Below are 25,858 nucleotides of genomic sequence, written 5' to 3' on the forward strand. Positions count from 1 at the left end.
CAAGAAAACCATCGTTTTCACCTGTCCGAATCCAACCCCAGGCAATCTGATTGACGAAACGACTTCACCCCGGGCCAGATTTCACCGGAAGCCGGGTATCGACTTCTGTTGCCTGCCGTCAGGAGTTTTATCAAGATCTGGATGCCGCAGCCCCAACACATAGTTTGGCCGCCGCTAATTAATTGCAGCAGAGTAAATTTCGCGAATGTTCAGCGACACCGACTTCACCCGACAAAGCCTTCACCGGGCGACCAGGCGATGAGTTCGTAAGCCGCCCACCCGGACGCCTACCCCGCCGTCCAGGGCTCCCGACCACGCCCATGTCAGATGTTCTACCGTTGCAGCGGAACACTTTTGGGCGCCCCAACGGAGCCCTCGTACCAACAAGCGGCCGTCACGAGGCCTTGGCCGTTGCCACGGAAGATCACCCCGAAGGTCGAAAAGTCTATGGGGAATACCCTTTCCGCAAGTTCCCCAATCCTCCAGGGCTCCGGCGTTGTTGATTAGCAGGCTTGTGAGCTGGGGAATTGTGGATTGAGGAGGTCTAGGCGGCGGTTGGCGGTCAAAGCGGTGATCCGGCAGGCTTCGGTGATGTTGTCGGCGCCGTTGAGGCGGTGCAGATTGATCGCGGTGTTGCGTAGCGTTGCTAGGACCTGTGCGCCGTTTCCGGTATGTGCCCTTTGACGGTCTTCGTCGAAGGTGACGTCGCGTATCCAGTGCAGGCTGTTCTCGATTCCCCAGTGTTGACGCATCCAGGTCATGATCGCGGTAGGGCGGGCGTGCTCGAACGGCAGGCTGCAGATGGCATAGACCACCTCCACGCTGCGCTGGTCGGTGGCGGTGATCAAGCGTTCACGAGTGATCCGGATGATTTGTTTTGCGTAGGGGAAGCCGATTCCTCGTACAGCGGTGATGATTTGCAGGGTGCGGGTCTCGACACGGCCGTGGCCGCGGGAGTCGTCGGTAGCGGCTGCGGGCACCTCGGCCCAGGGCAGCGCGGTGATACGCGCAAGTATTTTGGCTTGGTTGGACTTGACGATCATCAGGTAGTGCGACTTCAAGGTGGCGCAGATCAACTTCGCGGTGACGACCTGGGTATGCATCGCATCCACAGTGACCAGCCACCGCAAGCTACCCAGCAGCAGCGTGAGCAGGGCACGTACGCAGGGAATTTCATTGCTTTTCTCGGCGACAGCGAGTTGACCGAGCACCAATCGGGCACGGTAGGCGAACACCGACACGAGATGCGTGGCTGTCGCTTTGGCGCGTAAAGGCACCACGCAGCATCTTGCCGTCCAACGCGATCGGCACCAATCCACTGGGGTCGCTGCTGGCCACGTGTGCAGTGAAGTAACTGCCCATCCTGGCGTTGAGGTCGGCGGGGTCTAGCCGAGACAAAACAGCGCGGAAGGTCTTCTCACTGGGCCGCCGGAACCGGACCCCTAATTAGGCCAACACATCATCGGGAGCGGTGGCCGCCCATGTGGCAAAAACAGCATAGCCGCGCATCCCCGCGGCAGTGGCCAGAACCGCGATCGCCAACAAAGCCATCAGCGAATACCTCCGACCGCGTGGGTCCCTCGGGTCCGGCACCGAGACCAACACACCGAGAAACTCCGATCCGATGAGCTCGCTACGCTCACCAGGACTCCAGCGGTCGAACACCTCTGGAACCGACGACACAGGCAATACTGAAACGGTAGGCACGGGCAACTCCAGACCAACGACGAACAGTAACCAACTCGATCGTTCTCCAGATAGCCCGTGCCTACACTCAGGCCCCAATAGCGCGGCACCAAAGATCATCAACCCAGCTCACAAGCCTGCTAATCAACAACGCCGGAGCCCTGCCCAATCCTCCTTCGGATTTGCACCGCAAGGCCGTTATTCCACACATGACGAAGGCGGGCATCAATCCGCTAGCCAGCCCTTCGGCAACCCGATGAATCGGCGGCGAAAATTATGCATCTTTTCCCGGCTTGCAGCGGCGCGGGACACGCCAAAACGACCCACGATTTCTGTGGCCCCAAATGATCGGCCGCTATCCCACAATTGCGCGCAAAGCAGGCAGGTCACCCAGGTTCGCTGGGACACATCAAGCCATTGCCAAGTGACCCACGACTGCACACCCTGTGAGATTGGAATGAGCAGAATCATTTGCTCCGAGCGACTTACGCGCCAGTGACGATCACCGGCAAGCACCTGCAGGTTTCGGCGGCGCCGGGGGCACTACGCGGCGGGCGTTATTGCGTTGGCCAGGTGCCGGGACGTGTAGTTCACCAGCGTGGGCACCAGCCCCCCGAATTGGGTGCCACCGAGCGTCAGGTTGATTGGGATGTCGACCCCAAGAATCTCCAGCGGCACCGTCGCTGTAATCGGATGCGGCGGAACCAAAAGCCCTTGGAAGGGAAGGTGAATGACGACCGGTATGTTTAGCGGCCCGAGGACTGGCACATCGAAGGTCACCGGCAACGACATGTCGACAATCGTTTCGCCATTGAGGAAGCCGTCCAAGACGACCGCCGGCGCGTCGATTAGGCCACCGACCACCATGAACGGGTTCCCGGTTGCTACGCCAGTGCCAATCGTTGTCCCGGCGGTGGCCAGTCCGTCGAGACCCGCAACCGGCGCGCCCGCGACACCGAAGAGGATCGACAACGGCAGACCGAAGTTGGCGTCGAGTACAAGTGCGGGCGGATCCAAGGTTCCGGAGATCGTCGTCGAAATGCTGGTATCGGTAAGCGCATTGAGCACGTTGGCGAGGTTGTGAGTCATCTGCGCGGGAATCGAGCCGGCAGGCAACAGGTTGCTGAAGCCCTGAACATCCTGCCCGGGGAGGGCCAGGATCGGGAACAGGTCCGCTACCGGCCCCAGCAATCTGATGTCGTTCAAGTTGCTGGTATCGAATCCGGTGATGAAGACATTGAGCAAGGCCTTCGTCGCGTCGTTGACCGCCAGGTTGTAGTTGCCGGCCGCGAACGCCTCGTAGGCTGGCTGCATGTCGGCCGGGAAGCCGGCCAGCCCGATCTGAAGGTCCTGACCCGCTTCCGAGAGCGACGTGCCGATCGTGTGGAAGTCGTTCATCGTGCCGGCGACGAACTGCTGAGCGTAGAGGCCGGGGTTGAAAGCTAGAAATCCCTGGATCCCGGTCTCGATATTTTCCGGCAGGTGTGCCAGCTCAGTGGGTAGGTTCTGGATCGCGAGGCTGAGATCCTGCCCGAGCGTGTACGCATAGCCCTGCTGATTGGCGATCACCTGACGCAGCAACGGGAATGGGTCTTCAGACCATGCTGTGCCGAGGGCATTCAGGTTCGAGCTGGTGTGCTCAAAGAGTTGCTGCCAGGCACCGCCAGGCGCAGGTGTTGTGGTTGTGTCCCCGGAGGACGGGAACAGACCCGGTAGCAATGTCTGCAGGCCGCTCAATCCGGGCAGACTAGTGAGGGCGCCCGTGATGCCGCCGATCTGATCAGACAGCAACACGGCGCCGTCGCCGCCGATCAGAGCGGATGTGACGACGCCGATCTCCCCTCCGACACCGTTGAAGAACGGGCCCAAAGGTCCGGAGCCGACGAGCGAAGTCAGCACGCCATTGCCCCCCACCAGCGGGCCAAGGAGCCCACCAGTGCCCCCGAACAGGATCGGGTCCAACAGCCCCCCGCTACCACCGAGGATCCCGCCAACGCTTCCGCTACCTCCTGAGCTAGTGCCGAGGATCGATCCCAGAAGCCCGCTGAGAGGATCGGCGGCAGCGGCCGCACCGCCGTTCAGCGATTGGCCGAGCAATGCTTCGACGTTGACGACCTCGGCACTCAGATAGCTTGCAGCGCCACCGTTCAACAAGCGCACGAGCTCGGCATGAAACGCTGCCGCTCGGCCGTTGAGAGCCTGAAATTCCTGCCCATACGCACCGAAGAGGTGCGCGATGGCCGCCGATACCTCATCGGCGGCCGCAGCCGCCACGCCGGTTGTTGGCCCTGCGGCCGCCTCTGCGGCCGCCCCGAGCGTCGAGCGGATGCCCGCCAAATCTGCCGCCGCTGCCGTCACCATCTCCGGATCAGCGATCACGAACGACATAGTCAGCTCCCCTCGTTGCCCAACGCGTGACGCACGGCGCAGGGCGCGGGTACCCAGAGGGTGTCAGCCCCAAACCTGTTAGGCGAAGAATTGGCCGCAGGAGATTGGAGCCACGAATCTGTTCGAGGCATGCCAAGACAACCGGATGGCCGTGGTTGCGGCTCTCAGTCAACGCGACACCGTCACCGCCGGAGCCGACCACCACGTCGCGCCTGACCGTGCATCGAGGCCCACACGGACAGGTTCGCGTCATCTACTAGCTGAGCTTGATCGCATCCGCTAGCTGCGCGGACGCGCTCTGCAGGCCAGGGATGAGGCCTCCAAACTCCGTACCACCGAGGGTTATATGTTGAGTGACCGGCGGCGTATGCGGGAGCACCCGGAACACTATGGTCGACTCCACAGGCTGCAGCGGAGTCAAAATCCCACCAATCGGGATCGCTGACGTCAACGACTCTGTTCCAGAAATGGGCGACAGGTAGGTCGGCAGATCCAGCGTTATCGTCCCTTCGCCATTGAGGAACCCGTTGGCGATGACGGCAGGCGCATCAACAATGGCACCGAATGCCCCCGCGACATCGCCAGCCTGGACCGCATCAATAAAGGTCGTCGCACTTTGCAAAGCTGCCTGACCGGTGACGATCGGCGCCCCCAGCGCATCAAGAGCAAGCGTCAGAGGAAAACCAGTGGTGAACGATGGGTTCAACAAGGAGATGTTGGCCATGATCGATGTGTCGGTAACCGTCTGCAGCACGTTGGTCATGTTCTGCGAAATCTGACCGGGGATGGTGGTCATGGGCAGGAGATCGCCCAAGGCGCCCTGCGCGGTAACAACTGGCACATTGGTGTAATCGAAGCCGTTAAAGACCAAACCGAGGTAGCCCTTCCCCAGGATCTCGACCGCTCCACTGACATTGCCGGTCATGAGTGCTTGGAAGGCCCCCTGGTAGGCCGCCGGCAACGCCACCAATCCCGCCCCGAAGTCTTGGACCGAGTTCGACAAGGACGTAAACACCGTATTGGCGTAGGTCTGTTGGTTGGCGATGAATTGACTCAGGAAGGGCGCCGGATCGGCATTCCAGGTGGCGCCGATGGCTTGCAGGTTGGTCCACGTGTTGTCGAATAGGGTCTGGTAGGCACCGCCGACTGCAGCGGGGCTGCTCGCCGCCGCCGACAGAGCCATCGGGGCCGCAGGCGCGGTAGGCACCTCACCGCCCCAGGCGCCCGCAACTCCCGGCAGCCCACCGAATATTCCCGGCAAGCCGCCCGCGCCGCCAGTACCGGCTTCAGCAAGCAAATAGCCCCAGGCTATCATACACCGGAGCACCGCCATCGCCGCCCTTGCCGCCGTCGCCCCACAGCAACCCGCCGCGGCCCCCGAGCCCGCCGGGCATAGACGGCGCTCCCTTGCCTCCGGCACCGCCGGTACCGATCAAGCCAGCGGCCCCGCCGTTACCGCCGGGCTGACCGGGGCCGCCGGGCGCCCCGTCGCCGCCCTTGCCCATCAAGATTCCACCGGGCCTGCCATCGCCGCCGGCCACCGTCGCGTTGGCCCCGTCGGCGATCAGCGACCGTCCCAGCAGCATTTGCGTCGGCGCATTGACCACCTTGAGCAATTCCTGCATCGGCGGCCCGAAGACCGAAGAGTTCAACGCCTCGGCGCTGACATATGCCGCAGCGCCGCCACTCAGCAAACCCTCGAACTCGGCTTGAAACGCCGCCGCTTGGGCATTGAGCGCTTGAAATTCCTGCCCATAGGCACCGAACACTTGAGAGATCGCCGCCGACACCTCGTCACCGGCGGCGGCCACCACCGCGGTCGTGGGACCCGCGACTGCCGCACTGACTTCGCCTAACGCGGAGCGGATTGCCGTAAGGCTTTCCGTGGCCGCCCTGACCATCTCCGGCTGCACAAGTAGAAACGACATCCTTGGCTCCTCTCGCCCCGCCGTGGCGACCTCCCGATAATCACCAAGGCAGGTCGAGACTAATAGGGCACTGTATTAACCCGCTGGAAAACTGATGAATTTGTTCTCGCGCCCTAAGATATGACCCCTCCGCTCCGGGCCAGATCCTGTGGGAGTCCGATACCCACGAAATGGGGCGAGGTGAACCCACTCACGTCAAAGCAAACGGCGAACACCTCAACGGCTGGTCGGCGCGCCCGCGAGGACGAAGGACAGATTGGCGGCACCGCCGATGATCGGGCGTCGCGGCAAGCTCAGTCAGTGACTGGGCTTGCGCCGATCGCCTCGGCAAGCTGTTCGGGCAGCAAGGTCAGGAGCCCCGGTGCAACGCCGCCAAGCGGTGTTCCATTGACGGTGGCCGTGACGCCAAGATCCGGAATGGTCGCGGTGTAGGGGCCGGCCGGCACAAGAATTCCGTCCATCGGCAGATTCAGCGTCGTTGGGATGCCCAATGCGTCGATCGTCAACGGGAATGTGGACTGACCGTTGAGCAAGCCATTCGCAACGACAGCAGGAGCATCCAGCACTGCGGCGGTCGCCGCCAAGACGTTTCCGCTTTGCGCCGCAGTGACGAACGCTGTCGCGCTGGTACCAAACGCATCAATCGCATCGACAGGTCCGCCGAGGGCTTCAACTCCTAACGCCAACGGCAAACCCATAGTGGCGTCGATGGCCACCCCGATACCGGTGGGGCTGCTCGGATCTACGACGAGGGTCAGCGTTGAGGTAACGGCCGTGTTTGTGGCGGCGTTGACGATGTTGGTGAAGTTCTGCGATACCAGTTCCGGTACCGATCCGGCTGGCAGCAGGTTGGTGAAGTTCTGCGCCATCTGCCCAGGAATGCCCAAGATCGGCAAGAGGTCTCCAACTGTCCCCGTCGGAGTGATGCTCAGGACGGCATCCGAACCGGCAGTCACGTCAAGACCCGTGATGAACAGGTTTGCCAAACCCGATTCGAGATGGTCGGCCGCGCCACTGACGTTGCCGGCCATGAAGTCTTGGAAGGCCGCCTGATAACCCGCCGGCAATGCCGCCGCTCCGGTACCAAAGTCATGGGCAGCGCTTTGCAGTGCCGTGCTGATCGTCTGGGCGTAGCCGAGCTGATTGGTGACCAGCGAGTGTAGGAACGCGCCCGGGTCAGCGGCCATTAGGGAGTGGGTACCGAGCTGGATATCGGCCGGCAAGTGCGCCAACGCCGCGGGCAAATTGCTGACTGAGCTTTGCAGCGCAGTCGCGGCAGTCTGCGCGTAGCCCATCTGGTTGGCGATCAGCTGATGTAGGAACGGCGCCGGATTGGCCGCCCAGGCGCCGTCGAGACTTTGCAGGTTGGTGACCGTATTGGAGATCAGCGTCTGATACGGCGCGGCGACGACGTCGCCGAATGTGTTTGGGGTGACAGGAGCCGGCGCGGATGTCCCTGGCGTGTCTGTGCCGCCCACCGCAACGCCGCTGCCGGAACCAGACCCACTCACCGCGACACCGCCATCCGAGCCGGGGTCACTCACCGCGACACCACCATCGGAGCCGGGGTCAGTTGCAGCGACGCCACCCGCGGACACAGTCGTCCCGTCGGACGACGAGGCGGTAGTGCCGGAGGTAACCGCACCATCCGTCGCACCGGCCGAGACAGTGCCAGCGGTCGCACCGGACGAAACAGAACCGGCTGCCGAGCCGGACGCGACCGAACCGCTCGTCACGCCCGAGGTCGATGTTCCCGTGGTCGCGGACTGACTGCCGGATCCGCCGGTGCCGATTATCGGGTGCCCCAACAGCGCCTGGGCAGGCGCGTTGACCGCGTTCACCAGCCCCTGCTCGGCCATGGACAAGTCTTGTTGCGCGGTGGCCTCGACGCTGGCATAGGCAGCCGCACCAGCCCGCATCAACCTCACCAGCTGGTCGTGAAATCCCCTCAGTTGGGCGCTCACGACCTGGAATTCCTGGCCGTGGGCGCCAAATAGCTGCGAGATCGCCGTCGATACCTCGTCGCCGCCGGCAGGCCAGCACGTCAGTCGTCGGCCCCGCCGCCGCAGTGGCCTCACTGAGCGCCGAGCGAATGCTCGCCAAATCGCCCGCCGCGGCCGCCACCGTGTTTGGCACCACATTCACAAACGACATATCGCTTGCCTCTCGCTCCGCTGCGACGATGACCGCTGGTCACCAGGCAGGAACAAAACTAGTGCGGCAACGGCGACGTGCGCGAAAGTCGAAGCGAACTGACAGCATTCACTACGGAACCGGACAGGAGCGTGCGGAATCAGAAGGCACCGGTGCGGGGGCCGTGGCGAATCGGCACGAAAGTGCCCCCGGCTCGGGTGGATGTGGCCGGGTCACCCGACGCCTGGTCAATCGTTCAGCTGCGCAACACGGCGCCGACTCGCTGGGCAGCGCATTGCACCGCGGCGTCGCGTGCCGCGCTCGCGTCGTCTTCGGTCAGCGTGCGATCCGGTGCGCGGAACCGCAGCGCGAAGGTCAACGATTTTCGGTCGTCCCCGATTTGCGGGCCGGTAAAGACGTCGAACAGCTGCAGATCCTCCAGCAGATCTCCGGCACCGTCTCGGACGGCATCGGCGACCATCTGTGCCGAGACGTCGGCGGCCACCACCAGGCTGAGATCCTGGAACACCGCGGGAAAGGGTGAAACCCGCGGTGCTGGCAGCGTTTCGACAATGGGTATCGCGTCGAGATTTAGCTGGAGCGCGCAGGTGCCCTTCGGCAGGCCGGCCCGTTCGATCACCGCGGGATGCAGCTGGCCGGCGTGACCGACGACGGCTTCACCGACGAGCACCTCCGCGCATCGCCCCGGATGCCACGGCAGGTGTTGCGTGGCCCGCAGCATCACGTCGACGGCGCTGGCGCGCGCGATGATACGCACCGCTTCGAAGGCGTCGGCGGCCTCGACGGCGCGACCCGGGCCCCACGGTCCCCGCGGTTCACGTAGGCCAGTCAGCACCGCAGCGACGTGCTGTGGTTGGCGGGGCAGGGACGCATCCAGCGCGGCAATCTCCCCGTCGGTGGGCCGGCGGTGCACGGGAATTAGCTCGATGCCGCGAGTCTGATCAGTTGGCTGGACCACCTGCGCCACGGCGTAGAGCGCGACATCTGCCAGACCCCGGGAGACGTTGCGCCCCAGTGCCTCAAGCAGCGCGGGAAGCAATGTCGTGGCCAGCTGGGGACGGTCGGCCTCCAATGGATTGACAACATTTGTCGTCGCCCGTCGCGGATCGTCGGCGGCCAGCCCCCACAGGTCAAATACGCCGGCGGGCAGAAAAGGCGTCGGCAGGATCTCGGTGAATCCGGACAGTGCCAGCGACTTTCCGATCGCGCGGCGGCGCCGCTGGCCAGCGGTCAGCCCGCGACCCGCTGGCGCGGAGGGCAGCACCGAGGGAATAGCCTCGAGCCCCTCCAACCGCATCACTTCCTCAACGAGGTCAGCGGGCTGCTGAAGGTCCGGTCGCCAACTTGGCGGTGTCACGGTCAACGCCGCCTGGTCATCGACAAGCACCTCAGCACCGATCTGGGCCAGCCGCCGGGCTGTTGTGCCCGGGCCGTAGACCACTCCCGCAAACCGATCCGGCAGGTCAGCGTCGATCCGGATCGGTGGTGGCGACCAGTCATCGCGCGGCGGGTCACCCCGCCAGTCAGTCAGCGTCGGCGACACCGCTCCCCCGGCGATGTCGGCGAGCAGCGCCGCACAGCGATCCAGAGCGGCCACCGAAACTGCGGGGTCAACCGACCGTTCGTACCGGCGCGCCGCCTCACTGGGCAAGTGCAGTCGCCGCTGCGTGCGTGATACCGCGGCGGCGTCCCATATCGCCGCCTCGAGCAGCACATCGGTGGAATCGCCGCGCACCTCGGTGCTGGCCGCGCCCATGACGCCCCCGATCGCGGTGGTCGCGACCTCGTCGACGATCAGCACGTCGGTGGGATCGAGCCGGCGTTCCACATCGTCGAGAGTGACCACGGTTTCCCCGGGCCAGGCAAAGCGCACACTGAACGCCCCGCTGATCCGGTTGCGGTCGTGCGCATGCATCGGGTGACCCAGTTCCAGCATCACGTAGTTGGTCACATCCACTGCCGGCGAGGTCACGCGCATACCGCACATCAACAGCCGGCGTTGCAGCCACCATGGCGACACAGCACCCGGGTCGATGCCGGTGACGGGACGCAGCGCAAACCGGCGCACGCCGGTCTCGGGGTGCACGTTCAACGGCCATGCTTCGCCCTCGGCCGGTAACGGTGCGACATCGGCGGGATCGACAAAGTCCAGGTCGAATGCGCACGCGATCTCACGGGCCAAACCGCGGATCGACATGCAATAACCACGGTCGGGGGTGATGGCCAGATGGAAGACCACGTCATCAAAACCCAGGATGTCGGCGGCCGCTGCCCCAGGCTGGGCGGTTCCGGGCGGCAACACCAGGATCCCGGAATGCTCAGCCCCCAGACCGAGTTCGGCCGCCGAGCACATCATCCCCTTTGATTTGCGGCCATAGGTCTTGCGGACGACGATCTCGAATCCACTGGGCAAGATGGTGCCGGGCAGGGCCCCTACGACCAGGTCACCAACCGCAAAGTTGGTTGCGCCACAAACAATCTCGCGGCCCTCGCCCTCACCGAAGTCGACACTACAGGCACGGATCGGCTTCTTGAACCCGGAGAGCTCTTCAATCTCGATCACGCGGCCAACGGTCAACGGCCCGGTCACAGGTCCCACCGAAGTCACCGCTTCGACTTCGTGGCCGATGCGCACCAGCGCCTGCTCGAGCTCCTCCGGCGAGACATCCCACCCCGGCGCACCGGCCGCAACAACCTCACGCAGCCAGCTATAAGGGACACGCATCAGGCACCAACCCCGAACGGCAACGAGAACCGGACGTCGCCTTCAACCATGTCCCTCATGTCTGGAATTCCATTGCGGAACTGCAGCGTTCGCTCAAGACCCATACCGAATGCAAATCCTGAATACACTTCTGGATCAATTCCCGCGGCCCGCAACACGTTTGGATGCACCATTCCGCAGCCGCCCCATTCCACCCAGTCAGCTCCGCCCTTCTTGTTGGCAAACCATACATCGACCTCGGCGGAGGGTTCGGTGAATGGGAAAAAGTGCGGCCGAATTCGGGTGCGCGCCAGTGGCCCGAATTCCGAGCGGGCAAAGGCATCCAGCGTTCCGCGTAGGTGCGCCATGGTCAGCCCACGGTCCACGGCAAGACCCTCTACCTGATGGAACACCGGCGTGTGGGTGGCATCGAGCTCGTCGGTTCGGAATGTCCGGCCGATTGAAATGATGTAGACCGGCAACTCGCGCTCCAGCAAGGTCCGTACCTGCACCGGCGAGGTATGGGTCCGCAGCAACTGCCGAGAATCCTCCGGCGCGATGTAGAAGGTGTCTTGTTCGCTGCGCGCGGGGTGATCAGGCGGAAAGTTCAGAGCATCGAAGTTGAACTGCTCGGTCTCGACCTCCGGCCCTTCCGCCAGCTCCCATCCCATCGCGATGAAGGTGTCGGCGATGTGCTCGGCCAATATCGTGATCGGGTGCCGCGCGCCGGTCGGCTGCCGGGTCGACGGCAATGTGACGTCAATGCGCTCGGCCACCAACACGGCCGCGTCACGTTCGGCCCGCAGGACCGCCAACCGTTCGTCATAGCTGCACTGCGCGTCACCGCGAGCGAGGTTCACCGCCTTACCGGCGTCCGCGCGCTGTTCTTTGGGAAGCGTGCCCAAGGATTGGCGGGCCAGCGCCAGCGGCGAGCGGTCGCCGAGGTGCTCGGTCTTGGCGCGTGCCAATGCCTCCAGGTTGTCGGCCGAAGCAAAGGCCTGATGGGCAAGTTTGACTACGTTCGCCAATCCTTGCGGCGAAAGGTCGACGGGTTGATCACCCACGCGGCGACACTCTCCTTGCTGACGAGGTTGGGTATAGCTGCCTGGCTTCCCCCCGCACGGGAGTGGTGCTTGTACCCCGCAGGGGGCCACCCACCTCAGTCCGTCCCCCGTCCAACAAGTGGGTCCTCAAAGGACCCACGTCATCGCGGGGTGGGGTCACGGCACGGGTACGACGCAGATGCCGATCATAAGTCATGATCGGTTCGCTTCAGCGAACCCCACTGTACCCAGACATTCACTACCGGTCGGCGCTGCGCCTAAGCCGACGCGACCCGCATCGTTGTCCAGCGCGCCAAGCCGTATGCGACCAACGCACCCACCGCCCCCAGCGCCACCCCACTCGCCGATGTCCAGCGGGTATGTGCCAATAGCAGGAAACCGAACCCCGACGAGACCATCAGTAACGCGTAGCGCGCGGGAGTCCAGCGAATCGGGTGCCTGAAGCGCGCGGTCACCAGCATGCCAAGCAACAACGAAACGGCATGACCCGAGTCGGTGAAATCGCCGCCGGCGACCGCAGCCGCCAAGCCCAGGGCAACCCACCAGCCAATCCACGCCGGCCGCCACCGTCGCGAAATTGCCGCGGTAAGCGCCCCCAACACCGCCAGCGCGCCGTAGCTCATACCGACGTCGCTGACGTGGGCGATCGAAACGGGCAACCAACCGAACTCGACCGCACCGGCAAGCGTCGCCGCTACTAGTAGCGTCGCCCCTAGATGGCCGACGAAAAACGCGACGGTAAGCCGCGCGGTGCGCAAGTGGAGCTCGGCAAGGGCGAGCAGACAGGCCAGGCACGGGAGCCAGAAGTAGAGCGGACCCTCGTCGATGACGAAGGCGCTGTTCCACAGGGTTGCCAAGCGGCCATGCGCCAGATTGTGCAGGTTGGTGCTGGCATGGCGAATCACTCGCTCGTGAGCCTGCGGACCAAGCATCAGCATTGCGATGCTCACCGAGGCGAGCGCCGCTAGGTAGCTGACCGTGAAGCGGACCCGCGCGAGCCGGCACACGATGGCGAAAATCCACTGAATCGCGTAAGTCATTGCCTTCTACTATGCCTGCAAATCTGTGTCCGCGGTGTCACCAATAGTTGTCAGGTCTTTACGAGTGGTGAGGCGATAAATCGCCAAGTCCGGCGGAATCCCGGTTAGCTTGCTGGCAAACATCGGCCTGCGTGCCCGCTTGGCGACGACGCGCATGGCATCCAACTCGCTTTGTGGGATCAAGTCCAGGGTGGGGCTCGAGATCATGACGCCGCCCTTGGTAGCGCGTTCCATCACCCGAGCTGCGATGTTGACGTCGACTCCGAGCCAGTCAGCCGCCAGCCGCTGCGGTCGGCCGGTGTGGATACCGACTCGCATTCGCGGCGTATAGCCCTCCACTTCAACAGCTTTCACGGCATCTTGAGCAATCAGGACGGCACGCACCGCGACGGTGGGGTTGCGGAACACCGCCATGATCCCGTCACCCAAGCGCTTGACGATATGTCCACCGGCATCCAATAACGGCGGCTCGACGGCCCGCGCCACCTGCCGCAGCAATTTCAGGGCCGCGTCGTCGCCGGCTTGCAGCGACCACGTCGAGAAACCCACCAAATCGGTGAAGACCAGCGTCACCTCCGCATTCGCCGGCCGGCGCGAAACCGCCTCGGTGAACGCCTGCCACACCTGAAGCACACTCAGGCTGACCTCCCGCGATGCGGCATCGCGATCCCCCAGCAGCCGGTCGGCGGCCCGCGCCGCGGCACGGGGACCGCCGTCACCGGCGGTGGATAGCGGATCACCGAACTCAGGATCGCCGGGCAATAATCGCCGCGCTCGTCGGACGAAAGCCACCACACCAGGACTGTGGTTCGTGGATCTCAGCCACTCGACCGGAGAGCGTCGACGCGGGGCAGTCGCAGCCAGCGTGATCGCCGTCTCATCGGGCACGCCGGGATCCCCGTTGTCAGCGCCGACTTCCACCTCGCAAGGGTAGGTGGTGGTGGCTGACCCAGGCAACGACGGCCAAGCGGGTGTGCCACACCCTCCGAACAAACGCCCAGATCACCGTGGATCTGAGGCGTTGGACACGTCTAGAAACCGGGCACGAAGTCATCCAAGAGGCCCGTGATCAGGCCACCAAACTTGCTTCCGTCCAAGAGAATGGCGGTCGGCGCGCACCACTAGTCGGTGTCAACGTGAGCGTAGCGACGCTGGTGGGAGCCAGCAGACCCCAACCGGGACACTGACATCCACCGACGTGTATCCAGACCCGTCCGGCGCGGGAACCATCTGCGATATTGCGGTTTGGCCGAACAGGAAGCCGTTCACCGCGCTGCCGGGAGCTGTCAGCAGGGCACCGGCCGCCCCTAGCAGGTCCCCACTTTGCACCGCGCCCGAAAATGCCGTGCCGCTGGCCTGCAGCGCAGCCGCCGTGGTGATCGCCGGGCCGAGCGCGTTCACCCCGAGCCGGAGCGGGAGGGGGACGTTGAGCGATCCCGAGTCGATGACGACTTCTCCCAGTGGCGAGGCTGTCCCGTTCAGCGTCCGGGCCACCGGACCGAATGGAGTATCGAAGCTGTAGGGAGCGCTGAACGGCACGCCCAACAGTGGGTCACCGAGCAACGCGCCGACAACGCCACCGCTGGTCCCGTCGGCCGCGGCGGCGGTGTAGCCGCCTGCGGTCGGCCCAACCAATGAGTGCCCCAGTAGCGCCTGGGCTGGCCCATTGACCACACCGAGTAACGCCTGCTTGGCAGTGACTTCGGCGCCGGCATACGCGGCTGCGGCGGTGTTCAACAGGGCGACGATCTGCTCATGAAACGCGGCTGCCTGGGCGCCCAGCTCCTGGAACTCCTCGGCGGCCGACCCAAATGCAGCGGTGACGGCTATCGAAACTCCATCGGCCGCGGGTGCGACAAGCTCGATCGTCGGTGCCGCGGCAGCAGCCTGGGCCGCAGTTAGGGCCGAGCCAATGCTTTCCACATTGTCGGCCGCTGCGGCCACCATTTCGGGCGCCACGTTCAGAAACGACATAGCTCTGTCTCCCTTGATTGACCAAAAGATTCACCAGCTAAACCCCGCGAAAGTTAGTGTACAGCCGAGCAAACGTCCTGTTTATAACAATTTCTTGGGAGCTCTCCCCGAGGCCGGATTTCCGCTACCCGCGATGTCGGCCAGCCACGGTTCAGGTGCCGCCCCAACCGCCAGTCAGCGGCCCTCACGGGAGCGGCCGGGACCGAATTTCTGGACAACAAACAGGCTGATCACGCCGTTGCTACACCACTGTGGACACTCGGTAACACCATCGCCGGATATCCGCCGAAACCGTAGACAACGTGCGTTGTCACCGCCTATCGTGAGCGCAAATTGAACGCATGGAGGCCGTGATGACAGCCACCTCTCCGCCAGCGGCCAACCCGCTCGGGCCAGACTCGCTGACCTGGAAGTACTTCAGCGACCTGCGCACCGGGATGATGGGCGTGTGGATCGGCGCGATCCAAAACATGTATCCCGAGCTGGGCGCTGGCGTCACGGAACACTCGATCCTGCTCCGCGAGCCACTGCAGCGGGTGGCCCGGTCGGTCTACCCCATCATGGGTGTTGTCTACGACGGCGACCGCGCCGCTCAGACCGGACAGCAGATCAAGGGTTATCACCGAACCATCAAGGGCGTGGACGCCGATGGACGTCGCTACCACGCACTCAATCCGGAAACCTTCTACTGGGCACATGCCACGTTCTTCATGCTGGTGGTCAAGGTGGCCGAATACTTCTGCGGTGGCTTGACCGAGGCCGAGAAGCGCAAGTTGTTCGACGAGCACGTGCAGTGGTACCGGATGTATGGGATGAGCATGCGCCCGGTACCCGAGACGTGGGAAGACTTTCAGGATTTCTGGGAGCGGGTGGGCCGCGACGAACTCGAGATCAATCAGGCCACCCTCGACATTTTCAATATGCGCATCCCCAAGCCGAAGTTCGTACTCATGCCCACAGGCATCTGGGACCAGCTGTTCCGACCGCTGGTGGCCGGTCAGCGCTGGATTGCCGCCGGCCTGTTCGAGCCGGCCGTCCGTGAGAAGGCGGGCATGCACTGGACCCAGGGCTACGAGGTGTTGTTGCGATTGTTCGGCAAGGCCGTCGAGCTGGCGTTTCTGGCGGTGCCCGATGAGATCCGGCTACACCCCCGGGCGCTGGCCGCCTACCGACGGGCTGAGGGACGAGTCAAACGTGACGCTCCACTGGTCGAGGCGCCCAGTTTCATGGCGCCTCTATCGGATCGCCGTGGCCTGCCCATGCATTACTTCCCGCCACGCGCCCACCCGGCCAAGGTATTGCTCGAACGGGCGGGATCGCTGGTCCACAGCACCCTCTCGATCGCCGGGCTGCGGCCCGCTCGCGGTCGGAGTCGCACCACGACCGCGGCCTAGGAATCAGCGATCGCTGCTCAATGCCCGGGCGCTCTGATACAGACAAATGGCCGCGGCCGCGGCCACGTTGAGGCTCTCCGCTCCCCCAGACATCGGAATGCGGACGCGGTGATGCGCCGCAGCAGCGACCTCGGCCGACAATCCGTGTGCTTCCGGGCCGAACAGCCACGCGGTGGGAGCTTCGAGCAGTTGGTCGATGTCGTCGAGGGACTTCTCACCGTCTAGCACGCTGGCCAGCACCTGTAGACCGGCCCCACGTAACGCACCAAGCGCTGCGCTGGTGTCAGGCGCGACGATGACGGGAATCGCAAAGATGCTGCCGGCCGATGCGCGCAAACACTTCCCGTTATAGGGATCGACACTGTTGCCGGCCAGAACCACCGCGTTGGCCCCCATGGCATCGGCAATGCGGATGAGTGTGCCCGCGTTGCCCGGCTCGCCGATCTCGACGGCCACCGCAACCAGCCGCGGCGCACCGCTGAGTACCTCCGCCAATCCGGTCGTCGGCATTTCGCAGACGGCAACGAGGCCGCTTGGGGTAACGGTGTCGGACAAAGCCTTTGCGGCACGCTCTGTCACCACATAGACCGGCGCATCCTGCCGGGCTAGCAGCGGCTCGTGCCGTTGCTCGGCGGCCTCGGTGACATACAGCTCGCGGATCAGCCCGCGCGCCGCCGCGGCCTCGACGAGGTTAGGCCCTTCGGCGAGAAAGCGGCTCGTGCGGCGACGCCCCACGTGGCGCTGCAATTTTGCCGCTGCCGAAACCCTGGCCGAGCGCTCGGTGAGAATCTGAGCGGGGCCGGTGGGCCGGCTCCGCTCAGATTCGTGCACGGCATACGCGGTCGCCGGATAGCGACGAAAGTGCCCGGCTCCTCGTCGGGCCGGGCACAGCCCGCATCGTCGCCAGGTTAAGCAGCCTCTCCGGAGGGGGCGTTGACATCCTCCGGCAACGCAGCGCGGGCAACATCGACCAGCGCGGTGAACGCCGCCGGATCGGTGATCGCGATGTCAGCCAGGTTCTTGCGGTCCACCTCGACGCCAGCGGCCTTGAGCCCCTGAATCAGCCGGTTGTAGGTGATGTCGTTGGCACGCGCGGCCGCATTGATGCGCGAGATCCACAATTTCCGGAACTCGCCCTTGCGCGCGCGACGGTCACGGTAGGCGTAGTTCAGTGAATGCAGCTGCTGCTCTTTGGCTTTGCGGTAGAGCCGCGACCGCTGGCCGCGATAGCCTTTCGAGGCTTTTAGGACTGAGCGCCGCTTCTTGTGGGCATTAACTGCCCGCTTAACGCGTGCCATGGGTTGTTCCTACTCTCATTCGGACGTGGTTGGTCAGGTGCTGGCGCCGGCCGGTCTTTGAGACGGCGGGTTAGCCATTCAGCAGCGATTTGACTCGCTTGGTGTCGTTGGCGGCCACCGTGGTGCGGCCATCCAGGCGCCGGGTTCGCTTGCTCGACTTGTGCTCGAGCAGGTGCCGACGGTTGGCCTTCTGCCGGACAATCTTTCCGGTACCGGTACGCCGGAAGCGCTTCGAGGCCCCGCTGTGGGTCTTAGCCTTGGGCATTTTTCCTCAGTTCTGGTATTCGCTAACGAGTTAGTTCGGTTGGTTGTCACCGTCGGCCGAATGGGCCGCGGGGTCGTCAGGATGCCGGGCCCTGGCACGTGTCTTTGCGCCGCGGTGCGGTGCCAGCACCATCGTCATGTTGCGCCCGTCCTGCTTGGCGGAGGTTTCGACGAACCCGTACTCGGCGACATCGGCACCCAGCCGCTGCAGCAGTCGGTAGCCCAACTCCGGCCTGGACTGCTCGCGCCCGCGGAACATGATGGTGACCTTGACCTTCGATCCCGCCTCCAGGAAGCGGATCACGTGGCCCTTTTTGGTCTCGTAATCATGGTCGTCGATCTTCGGCCGCAGCTTCTGTTCTTTGACAACGGTCTGCTGCTGGTTGCGGCGGGATTCACGCGCCTTTTGCGCCGCCTCGTACTTGTACTTGCCGTAGTCCATGATCTTGCAGACCGGTGGTCTGGCGTTCGGGGCAACTTCGACAAGGTCGAGGTCGGCATCCGCGGCGACGCGGAGTGCGTCTTCGATACGCACTATGCCTACCTGCTCCCCTCCTGGGCCGATCAATCGGACTTCAGGTACCCGAATGCGCTCGTTGACGCGGGTCTCAGTGCTGATGGGGCCTCCCTGGTTGGTCTTATTCCACGGCGGTCAGAGCCCGGACGGGCGGGAATCAGCGCGGTGGAATGCCAAGCCATCAGCAAAAAGCCCTGCGCTAGCAGGGCCCAATGCCGACCGATCGCGGGCCCAGTAGTGACTACTGCAGCCGCCTGCGTCACACGCAGAACAGGCAATTTCGTGATGCCTGTTACCGGACCGCACAACCTTGAAAACCGAGAAAGTTCTCGTGGCTAGCGGTGGGAGTGGGACTCCACTTAACTGTCCCTGGCCTTCGCCGGGATGGTCGCGACCGTCAGTCTAGCAGCCACGACGCTCTACCCGGACAATGTGCTCACCCAGCCGCCGACCCGCGCGCACCAGGGCGGTAGGACTCGGCTGCCACTTCGCCGGGATTTTCCGGTTCATAAGGAATATCCTCGCGGTCTGTGACCGTCACAAAGCCTCGCTCGGTGCAGGGTAGGCACATCTCTCGGTATGACTGGGTTCCGGCCGCCGCTGGCTGGGCCGTCGGGGTCATCGCGACCCTGTCACTGCTGGCCAGCATTTCGCCGCTGGTTCGGTGGATCATCAAGGTTCCCCGAGAATTCATCAACAGTTATCTGTTCAATTTTCCCGACACCAGCTTCGCCTGGTCTTTTGTGCTGGCACTGCTGGCGGCGGCCCTGGCCGCGCGTAAACGGATCGCCTGGCTACTGCTGCTGACCAACGTCGTCTTGGCGGCTTTCCTCAACGCCGCCGACATCGCCGCGGGCGGCAACACCGCGGCCCAGAACTTCGGCGAAAACCTCGGGTTCGCAGTACACGTGGTGGCGATCGTCGTGCTGGTGCTGGGATATCGGCAGTTCTGGGCCAAGGTCCGCAGGGGTGCACTGTTCAAGGCGGCCGCGGTGCTGGTGGCCGGTGGTGCGATCGGAATCCTGGTGTCCTGGGGCCTGGTCGAGCTGTTTCCGGGATCCCTCGCGCCGCACGACCGTTTGCCCTACGTGGCCAACCGGGTGATCGGCTTCGCCCTGGCCGATCCCGACCTGTTCACCGGCCGGCCACACGTCTTCCTCAACGCCATGTTCGGCTTGTTCGGCGCTCTCGCCCTAATTGCGGCCACCATCGTGCTGTTTCAGTCCCAGCGTGCCGACAACGCGTTGACCGGCGAGGACGAGTCGGCCATCCGGGGGTTGCTCGAGCTGTACGGCAACAGCGACTCGCTGGGCTACTTCGCGACCCGTCGCGACAAGTCGGTGATATTCGCCTCCAGCGGCCGTGCCGCCATCACCTATCGGGTCGAAATCGGTGTCTGCCTGGCCAGTGGCGATCCGGTAGGCGACCCGCGGTCGTGGCCGCAAGCGATCGACGCATGGCTACGGCTGTGCCAGACCTATGGTTGGTCGCCCGGTGTGATGGGGGCCAGTTCACAAGGGGCCAAGGCATATCGCGAGGCGGGTTTGAACGCGCTTGAACTCGGCGACGAGGCGATCTTGGTGCCCGCCGATTTCACGCTGTCCGGCCCCGACATGCGCGGCGTGCGCCAAGCCGTGACCAGGGCACGTCGCGCCGGTCTGACGGTGCGCATCCGGCGTCACCGGGATATCTCCGACGCCGAAATGGAACAGACGATCGATCGCGCCGACGGCTGGCGCGACACCGAATCCGAGCGCGGCTTCTCGATGGCGCTCGGCCGCCTCGGCGACCCGGCCGACACCGACTGCTTGTTGGTCGAGGCGCTTGACCCCGACGACCTGGTAGTGGCGATGTTGTCGCTGGTGCCTTGGGGTACCAGCGGGGTCTCCCTGGACCTGATGAGACGTTCTCCGCAATCGCCCAACGGCACCATCGAGCTGATGGTCAGCGAACTGGCGCTGCGCGCCGAAGGCCTCGGCATCAGCCGCATCTCGCTGAACTTCGCGATGTTCCGGTCGGCTTTCGAGCAAGGCGCCCAATTGGGCGCCGGGCCGGTGGCCCGCTTGTGGCGTTGGCTGCTGGTCTTCTTTTCCCGGTGGTGGCAGATCGAGACGCTGTACCGATCCAACCAGAAGTATCAGCCGCAATGGGTGCCCCGCTACGCCTGCTATGAGGACGCGCGGGTGATCCCCAAGGTGGGTGTCGCCTCCGTGATCGCCGAGGGGTTCCTGGTATTGCCATTCAGCCGGCGCAACAAGGTGCACACCGGTCACCATCCCGCGGTCCCCGAACGGCTGGCGGCCACCGGTTTGTTGCACCATGACGGATCGGCGCCCGACGTCAGCGGGCTGCGGCAATCGGCAATTGCCGACGGCGACGACCCCCAACGTCGGCTGCCCGAGCAAGTCCGGGTGCGGCTGAACAAGTTGAAGAAATTGCGCAGCAGCGGCATTGACGCCTATCCGGTGGGCGAACCGCCCACTCATACAGTCGCGCAAGCGATGGACGCCGACGACCAGGCGAGCGTGTCGGTATCCGGGCGGATCTTGCGGGTACGCAACTACGGTGGAGTGCTGTTCGCGCACTTGCGCGACTGGAGCGGCGAGATTCAGGTGCTGCTGGACAACTCGCGACTCGAGCAGGGCCGCGCCGCGGATTTCAACGCGGCCATAGACCTTGGTGACCTGGTCGAGATGACCGGGCAGATGGGTTCGAGCAAGACCGGAACGCGATCACTGATCGTGCGCCGCTGGCGTCTGATCGGTAAGTGCCTGCGCCCCTTGCCCAACAAGTGGAAGGGGTTGACCGATCCCGAAGCCCGAGTGCGGACCCGCTACGTAGACCTCGCTGTCAACGCCGAGTCGCGCGCCCTCATCACGGCCCGCAGCGCGGTGCTGCGCTCCGTCCGAGAAACCCTGTCCGCCAAGGGGTTCATCGAGGTCGAGACACCCATCCTGCAACAGGTACACGGCGGCGCAACGGCCCGCCCGTTCATCACCCACATCAACACCTACTCCATGGACCTGTTCTTGCGCATCGCGCCGGAGCTGTATCTCAAGCGACTGTGCGTCGGCGGGGTGGAACGGGTCTTCGAACTCGGCCGGGCCTTTCGGAATGAGGGCGTCGACTTCAGCCACAACCCGGAGTTCACCCTGTTGGAGGCCTATCAAGCGCACGCCGACTACCGGGTATGGATCGACAGCTGCCGCGAGCTGATCCAAAACGCCGCCCAGGCCGTCAACGGTGCACCCGTCGCGATGCGCCCGGCCGGCGGCGGCCGCCTCGAACCGGTGGACATCTCGGGGGTCTGGGCGGTCAAGACCGTGCACGACGCGGTGTCAGAGGCCCTCGGTGAGCAGATCGACGCCGCTACCGACTTGGCCACCCTGCGCAGGCTGGCCGACGCCGCACGCATCCCCTATCGGGCGCAGTGGGATGCCGGCGCGGTGGTGCTGGAGCTCTACGAACACCTGGTGGAGAGCCGCACCGAGCAGCCGACGTTCTACCTCGACTTCCCGACCTCGGTGTCCCCGCTGACCCGGCCGCATCGCAGCAAGCCCGGAATCGCCGAACGTTGGGACCTGGTGGCCTGGGGCGTCGAGCTTGGTACCGCCTACAGCGAGCTCACCGACCCCGTCGAACAGCGGCTCCGCTTGGAGGAGCAGTCTTTGCTCGCCGCCGGCGGGGATCCCGAAGCGATGCAGCTCGACGAAGACTTCCTGCAGGCCATGGAATACGCGATGCCGCCCACCGGGGGCCTCGGCATGGGCGTCGACCGGGTCGTCATGCTGATCACCGGGCGCAGCATCCGTGAAACGCTCCCATTTCCGCTGGCCAAGCCGCACTAATCCCAGCCAGCTCACAGCTATTCCCCGCGGTTGGGGGCCGGTGATGTTTGACAATGAGACCGTGACAACGTCGCCGCCTGCCCTGGCGCGCGTGTTGGCCAGTACTCACACCTCTTTGATGCATGGTTGGGTGCCGGACACCGTGCAGGTCGTGACCGCGATCGTGCTGCTGCTTGCCATCGGTTGGCGATCTCGGCGGCGACTACCCGCGGCCGTGATTTTTGGCGCCATAGCGGCCTGGGCAACCCGTTGGTACCTGGGCACACTGGCCAATGAGCCCGTCCCGGCGGCGTTGTGGGTGTGGGTCGGGTTGACCGCGGTGGCCGCGGCGATGCTGGTCGTGGGCTGGCGCGGGGCCCGCTGGCGACGCCGCACCGCCTCCCTGGTCGCAGTTCCACTCTGTGCGCTTTGCGCGGCGCTGGGGCTCAACATCTGGGTCGGCTACTTCCCGACCGTGCAGGCCGCGTGGAATCAGCTGAGCTCTGGCCCGTTGCCGGATCAGGCGGACCCGGCCGCGGTTGTCGCGATGGCCGGCAAGGGAGTGCGCCCAGCGCACGGCAGCATGGTTCCGGTGGCGATCCCGTCCAACGCGTCGCACTTCAAACACCGGGGTGAACTCGTCTATCTGCCTCCCGCCTGGTTCGCCAGCTATCCGCCGCCGCCGCGGCTGCCGGCGGTGATGATGATCGGCGGCCAGTTCAACACGCCCGCCGACTGGGCGCGCGCCGGTAACGCCGTGCGCACGATCGACGATTTTGCGCTCGCCCACAACGGCAATGCACCGGTGCTGGTGTTCGTGGATTCCGGGGGCGCCTTCAACAACGACACCGAATGCGTCAACGGGCGGCGCGGCAACGCAGCCGACCATCTAACTAAAGATGTTGTGCCCTATATGATCTCGGCGTTTGATGTCAGCCCCGAACCATCAAACTGGGGCATTGTGGGCTGGTCGATGGGCGGGACCTGCGCGGTAGATCTGACCGTCATGCACCCTTCCCTGTTCAGCGCCTTTGTTGATGTTGCGGGCGACTTTTACCCAAACGCGGGAAACAAGGCGGAAACCATCACCAGGCTTTTCGGCGGCAATGCTGACGCCTGGGCCGCGTTCGACCCGACAACGGTGATCAACCGACATGGGCAGTACACCGGAATTTCGGGCTGGTTCAGCATTTCGGTACCGGCGGGGCCGGGAGCCGCGCGTGACGTCGCGATCACCGACCCCGCCGTGATGCGGCTGGCCGGACGCGAAGCCGCCGCCAATCCGAGCAACCAGACCGCCGCGGCCAACTCCTTGTGCGCACTGGGTCGCGCCAACGGCATCGACTGCGCGGTGGTCCCCCAGCCGGGACGGCACGACTGGCCCTTCGCCGACCAGGTGTTCGCCCGGGCGCTGCCGTGGCTGGCCGGTCAGCTGGGGACCCCGGGAGTGCCTCGTATTCCGCTGCCAGGCACGGCGTCTCCGGCGACTCAGGTGGTTCCTGCCGGCCGGTGATTTCGTTGTCCCCCTCGAACGGCTGAAGCAACCCGCGGCCCAACATCGCCACAGCTGGTGCTGATGGCGTTGGTTCCGGCGTTGGTCGTGGAACAGACGGCACTAGTTCGATCGCCGCCCGCAGTAACGTGGCGGGATGCCCGACCAACCAGAGCCTCCCGCCGAGACGCCGTCTGCACCCCCCGACCCGGGGTACGACGACGCCGGCACGCCGACCTTCGAGTCGGTCCGCGAAAAGATCGAGTCCCGCTACGCGACGGCGCTGGGCGCGGCGGAACTCGACGCGGAGACATCCGAAGGACGCACCGTCGAGGAACAGTACGAGCAACGCCAGCGGGCCGCGGCTGAGCGGTTGGCACAGATCCGCGAGTCGATGCGCGAGCATGAGTGACACTGTCCCCACCTCGCGGGTAGGCACCCAATTCGGGCCCTACCGGCTACGGCGATTGCTCGGCCGCGGCGGGATGGGCGAAGTCTACGAAGCCCACGACACCGTCAAAGACCGCACCGTGGCGCTCAAACTCATGTCCCAACAGTTCAACTCAGACAGCACATTTCGCCGTCGCATGCAGCGGGAGGCCCATACCGCCGGCCGCCTGCAAGAACCGCACATCGTGCCCATTCACGACTTCGGTGAGATCGACGGCCAACTGTTCATCGACATGCGCTTCATCGAAGGCACTGACCTGGGTTCGGTGCTCAAGCGCGGCGCGCTACCCGCACCACGCGCCGTGGCCATCGTCAGCCAGGTGGCTGAAGCGCTCGATGCCGCGCACCGGGGCGGAGTCGTGCACCGCGACATCAAACCCGAAAACATCCTGATCACCGGCAACGACTTCGCCTACCTGGTCGACTTCGGGATCGCGGCGGCAGCCACCGACCAACACCTCACCAAGACCGGAACCGCGGTGGGCAGCTGGAGCTACATGGCGCCAGAACGATTCGGCGACGACGAAGTCACCTACCGTTCGGACATCTACGCGCTGGCCTGTGTGCTCTACGAATGCCTCACTGGCACACCGCCTTACCAGACCCAGAACCTGAGCACGCTGATGGGCGCACACCTGATGCAGCCGATCCCCCGCCCCAGCCGGCACCGCCCCGACATCCCGACCGCCTTTGACGAGGTGATCGCCCGGGGCATGGCCAAAGACCCCGCTTTGCGCTAGCCCACCGCCGGTGAGCTGGCGCGTGCCGCCCGGCAGGCATTGAGCGCTGGGGACCAAGAACGCGCGGCGACCCTGATCGCCGGTACCCACCAGCTCGCCGCGCCACCTAGGGGTCCGATGCCGTGGGCCCCGCCACCGTGGACCTCACCGGCGCGGCGCACCCGCACACCGTGGCTCCTGGCGGTCGCAGTCCTGGTTGTTGTCATCGTGGTCGTCGGCACCGGCATCTTCTTGGCCCGCAAGGAGCCCGCTAGCGGTCCCACCGGTGGCGTCAGCACGACTGCTGGGGCCCCGTCGGGCACCACTGCGACAGCCGGCCCGACCGTGGCGCCCACGCAATTGGAATCGTTTCTGCTCAGTCCCGAACAGATCAACACCATTGTCGGCACAACGGGCATCGTCATTGACCACAACGCGACCGAGATGACCGATCCCGGTCCGGAAAACTCGCTGTCAACCGAGCAATGCCTTGGCGCACTCATCGGCTACCAGACCCGGACGTACAAGAGCAGCGGGTACACCGGCATGCTTGCCCAGCTGATGCAAAAGCCGCGCAGCACACCCGGATACGTTGTGGTTCAGGGCGCCGTGATCTTCGCATCCGCAGACCAGGCCGTCGGATTTGTGGCGACTCAGGCCGATCAGTGGCGCAGCTGCGCCGGGAAAGACGTGACCCAACTCAACAATGGCAAGACATCCCGATGGACCTTCCGGGACGTCAGCGGCGCCCCACCCAAGATCTCGCTGCAGCGCGATTTGGCCGACAGCGTCGTGGTCTGCCAACACGTGCTCAGCGCGGTGTCCAACATCGTCCTGGACGTCAACGTGTGCGCGCCCAATGTCACCGACCAAGCCAGCGAGATCGCCGACACCATGGCCGCCAAGGTACCGACGTGAGGACACCCGATCGGTGCGCCGCCGCCGTGCCCAACCGACGC

Annotated in this window: 16 protein-coding genes and 5 pseudogenes; 5 read left to right on the forward strand and 16 right to left on the reverse strand. The window is 64.7% G+C overall.

Annotation, left to right across the window (positions count from 1 at the left end; all coding sequences use genetic code 11):
• Positions 1-503 precede the first annotated feature (503 nt).
• The 12 genes and pseudogenes from CKW46_RS17470 to CKW46_RS17525 all read right to left on the reverse strand — a co-directional run bounded on the left by CKW46_RS17470 (position 504) and on the right by CKW46_RS17525 (position 14,938).
• Positions 504-1,707, reverse strand: a pseudogene (locus CKW46_RS17470) (ISAs1-like element IS2404/ISMul1 family transposase).
• A 522-nt stretch (positions 1,708-2,229) separates the two neighbouring features.
• Positions 2,230-4,074, reverse strand: coding sequence for a PE family protein (locus CKW46_RS17475; RefSeq protein ID WP_482052197.1), 1,845 nt, complete (start codon positions 4,072-4,074; stop codon positions 2,230-2,232).
• Positions 4,075-4,330: 256 nt separating this feature from the next.
• Complete coding sequence (locus tag CKW46_RS17480) at positions 4,331-5,407, reverse strand: hypothetical protein (protein ID WP_499018043.1); 1,077 nt, start codon at positions 5,405-5,407, stop codon at positions 4,331-4,333.
• Entirely contained in the window at positions 5,361-6,002 is a 642-nt protein-coding gene (locus tag CKW46_RS17485) for a PE family protein (RefSeq protein ID WP_482052199.1), read from the reverse strand. Before CKW46_RS17485 ends, CKW46_RS17480 begins: the two co-directional genes overlap by 47 nt.
• A gap of 293 nt (positions 6,003-6,295) precedes the next feature.
• Positions 6,296-7,921, reverse strand: a complete 1,626-nt coding sequence (locus CKW46_RS17490) for a PE family protein (RefSeq protein WP_482053507.1) — start codon at positions 7,919-7,921, stop codon at positions 6,296-6,298.
• Between the two features lie 18 nt (positions 7,922-7,939).
• Positions 7,940-8,080, reverse strand: a pseudogene (locus CKW46_RS17495) (PE family protein); the annotation flags it as partial.
• Between the two features lie 7 nt (positions 8,081-8,087).
• A pseudogene (locus CKW46_RS17500) lies at positions 8,088-8,156 on the reverse strand (hypothetical protein); the annotation flags it as partial.
• Positions 8,157-8,391: 235 nt separating this feature from the next.
• Positions 8,392-10,881, reverse strand: coding sequence for a phenylalanine--tRNA ligase subunit beta (gene pheT / locus CKW46_RS17505; protein WP_482052200.1), 2,490 nt, complete (start codon positions 10,879-10,881; stop codon positions 8,392-8,394).
• On the reverse strand, positions 10,881-11,924 hold the full coding sequence (gene pheS, locus CKW46_RS17510; protein ID WP_015355967.1) for a phenylalanine--tRNA ligase subunit alpha: 1,044 nt from the start codon (positions 11,922-11,924) through the stop codon (positions 10,881-10,883). Before pheS ends, pheT begins: the two co-directional genes overlap by 1 nt.
• 257 nt (positions 11,925-12,181) lie before the next feature.
• Positions 12,182-12,964, reverse strand: a complete 783-nt coding sequence (locus tag CKW46_RS17515; RefSeq protein WP_015355968.1) for a rhomboid-like protein — start codon at positions 12,962-12,964, stop codon at positions 12,182-12,184.
• Between the two features lie 9 nt (positions 12,965-12,973).
• Entirely contained in the window at positions 12,974-13,885 is a 912-nt protein-coding gene (locus CKW46_RS17520) for an adenylate/guanylate cyclase domain-containing protein (RefSeq protein ID WP_482052201.1), read from the reverse strand.
• Between the two features lie 110 nt (positions 13,886-13,995).
• Positions 13,996-14,938, reverse strand: a pseudogene (locus tag CKW46_RS17525) (PE family protein).
• A gap of 353 nt (positions 14,939-15,291) precedes the next feature.
• Here CKW46_RS17525 and CKW46_RS17530 point away from each other — a divergent pair.
• Positions 15,292-16,332, forward strand: coding sequence for an oxygenase MpaB family protein (locus CKW46_RS17530; RefSeq protein WP_117437518.1), 1,041 nt, complete (start codon positions 15,292-15,294; stop codon positions 16,330-16,332).
• A gap of 3 nt (positions 16,333-16,335) precedes the next feature.
• Here CKW46_RS17530 and CKW46_RS17535 read toward each other — a convergent pair whose 3' ends face one another.
• From CKW46_RS17535 to infC, 4 genes are all read right to left on the reverse strand, one after another.
• Positions 16,336-17,121: a TrmH family RNA methyltransferase gene (locus CKW46_RS17535; RefSeq protein ID WP_036427376.1), complete on the reverse strand. Its 786-nt coding sequence runs from the start codon at positions 17,119-17,121 to the stop codon at positions 16,336-16,338.
• Positions 17,122-17,240: 119 nt separating this feature from the next.
• On the reverse strand, positions 17,241-17,630 hold the full coding sequence (rplT, locus tag CKW46_RS17540; RefSeq protein ID WP_012394192.1) for a 50S ribosomal protein L20: 390 nt from the start codon (positions 17,628-17,630) through the stop codon (positions 17,241-17,243).
• Positions 17,631-17,700: 70 nt separating this feature from the next.
• Complete coding sequence (gene rpmI, locus CKW46_RS17545; protein ID WP_011739748.1) at positions 17,701-17,895, reverse strand: 50S ribosomal protein L35; 195 nt, start codon at positions 17,893-17,895, stop codon at positions 17,701-17,703.
• Positions 17,896-17,925: 30 nt separating this feature from the next.
• Positions 17,926-18,513 carry a translation initiation factor IF-3 gene (gene infC, locus CKW46_RS17550; protein ID WP_081435700.1) on the reverse strand — a complete coding sequence of 196 codons (588 nt, stop codon included), beginning with the start codon at positions 18,511-18,513 and terminating at the stop codon, positions 17,926-17,928.
• A 428-nt stretch (positions 18,514-18,941) separates the two neighbouring features.
• Here infC and lysX point away from each other — a divergent pair, with 428 nt between their 5' ends.
• The 4 genes and pseudogenes from lysX to CKW46_RS17570 all read left to right on the forward strand — a co-directional run bounded on the left by lysX (position 18,942) and on the right by CKW46_RS17570 (position 25,817).
• Entirely contained in the window at positions 18,942-22,259 is a 3,318-nt protein-coding gene (gene lysX, locus CKW46_RS17555) for a bifunctional lysylphosphatidylglycerol synthetase/lysine--tRNA ligase LysX (RefSeq protein WP_482052202.1), read from the forward strand.
• A 43-nt stretch (positions 22,260-22,302) separates the two neighbouring features.
• On the forward strand, positions 22,303-23,751 hold the full coding sequence (locus tag CKW46_RS17560; RefSeq protein ID WP_482052203.1) for an alpha/beta hydrolase: 1,449 nt from the start codon (positions 22,303-22,305) through the stop codon (positions 23,749-23,751).
• A gap of 136 nt (positions 23,752-23,887) precedes the next feature.
• On the forward strand, positions 23,888-24,142 hold the full coding sequence (locus CKW46_RS17565) for a hypothetical protein (RefSeq protein ID WP_012394188.1): 255 nt from the start codon (positions 23,888-23,890) through the stop codon (positions 24,140-24,142).
• A pseudogene (locus CKW46_RS17570) lies at positions 24,135-25,817 on the forward strand (serine/threonine-protein kinase PknH/PknJ). The gene CKW46_RS17565 and the pseudogene CKW46_RS17570 overlap by 8 nt, the downstream one beginning before the upstream one ends.
• Positions 25,818-25,858: the final 41 nt, after the last annotated feature.

It is taken from the genome of Mycobacterium liflandii (assembly GCF_022354805.1).
Lineage (GTDB): Bacteria > Actinomycetota > Actinomycetes > Mycobacteriales > Mycobacteriaceae > Mycobacterium > Mycobacterium marinum.

Bases quoted from the DNA above. Each gene is read 5' to 3' on its own strand.
- CKW46_RS17475 (WP_482052197.1), bottom strand. From the start codon at position 4,074: ATGTCGTTCGTGATCGCTGATCCGGAGATGGTGACGGCAGCGGCGGCA.
- CKW46_RS17480 (WP_499018043.1), bottom strand. From the start codon at position 5,407: ATGGCGGTGCTCCGGTGTATGATAGCCTGGGGCTATTTGCTTGCTGAA.
- CKW46_RS17485 (WP_482052199.1), bottom strand. From the start codon at position 6,002: ATGTCGTTTCTACTTGTGCAGCCGGAGATGGTCAGGGCGGCCACGGAA.
- CKW46_RS17490 (WP_482053507.1), bottom strand. From the start codon at position 7,921: ATGCGGGCTGGTGCGGCTGCCTATGCCAGCGTCGAGGCCACCGCGCAA.
- pheT (WP_482052200.1), bottom strand. From the start codon at position 10,881: ATGCGTGTCCCTTATAGCTGGCTGCGTGAGGTTGTTGCGGCCGGTGCG.
- CKW46_RS17515 (WP_015355968.1), bottom strand. From the start codon at position 12,964: ATGACTTACGCGATTCAGTGGATTTTCGCCATCGTGTGCCGGCTCGCG.
- CKW46_RS17530 (WP_117437518.1), top strand. From the start codon at position 15,292: ATGACAGCCACCTCTCCGCCAGCGGCCAACCCGCTCGGGCCAGACTCG.
- rplT (WP_012394192.1), bottom strand. From the start codon at position 17,630: ATGGCACGCGTTAAGCGGGCAGTTAATGCCCACAAGAAGCGGCGCTCA.
- rpmI (WP_011739748.1), bottom strand. From the start codon at position 17,895: ATGCCCAAGGCTAAGACCCACAGCGGGGCCTCGAAGCGCTTCCGGCGT.
- CKW46_RS17560 (WP_482052203.1), top strand. From the start codon at position 22,303: ATGTTTGACAATGAGACCGTGACAACGTCGCCGCCTGCCCTGGCGCGC.
- CKW46_RS17565 (WP_012394188.1), top strand. From the start codon at position 23,888: ATGCCCGACCAACCAGAGCCTCCCGCCGAGACGCCGTCTGCACCCCCC.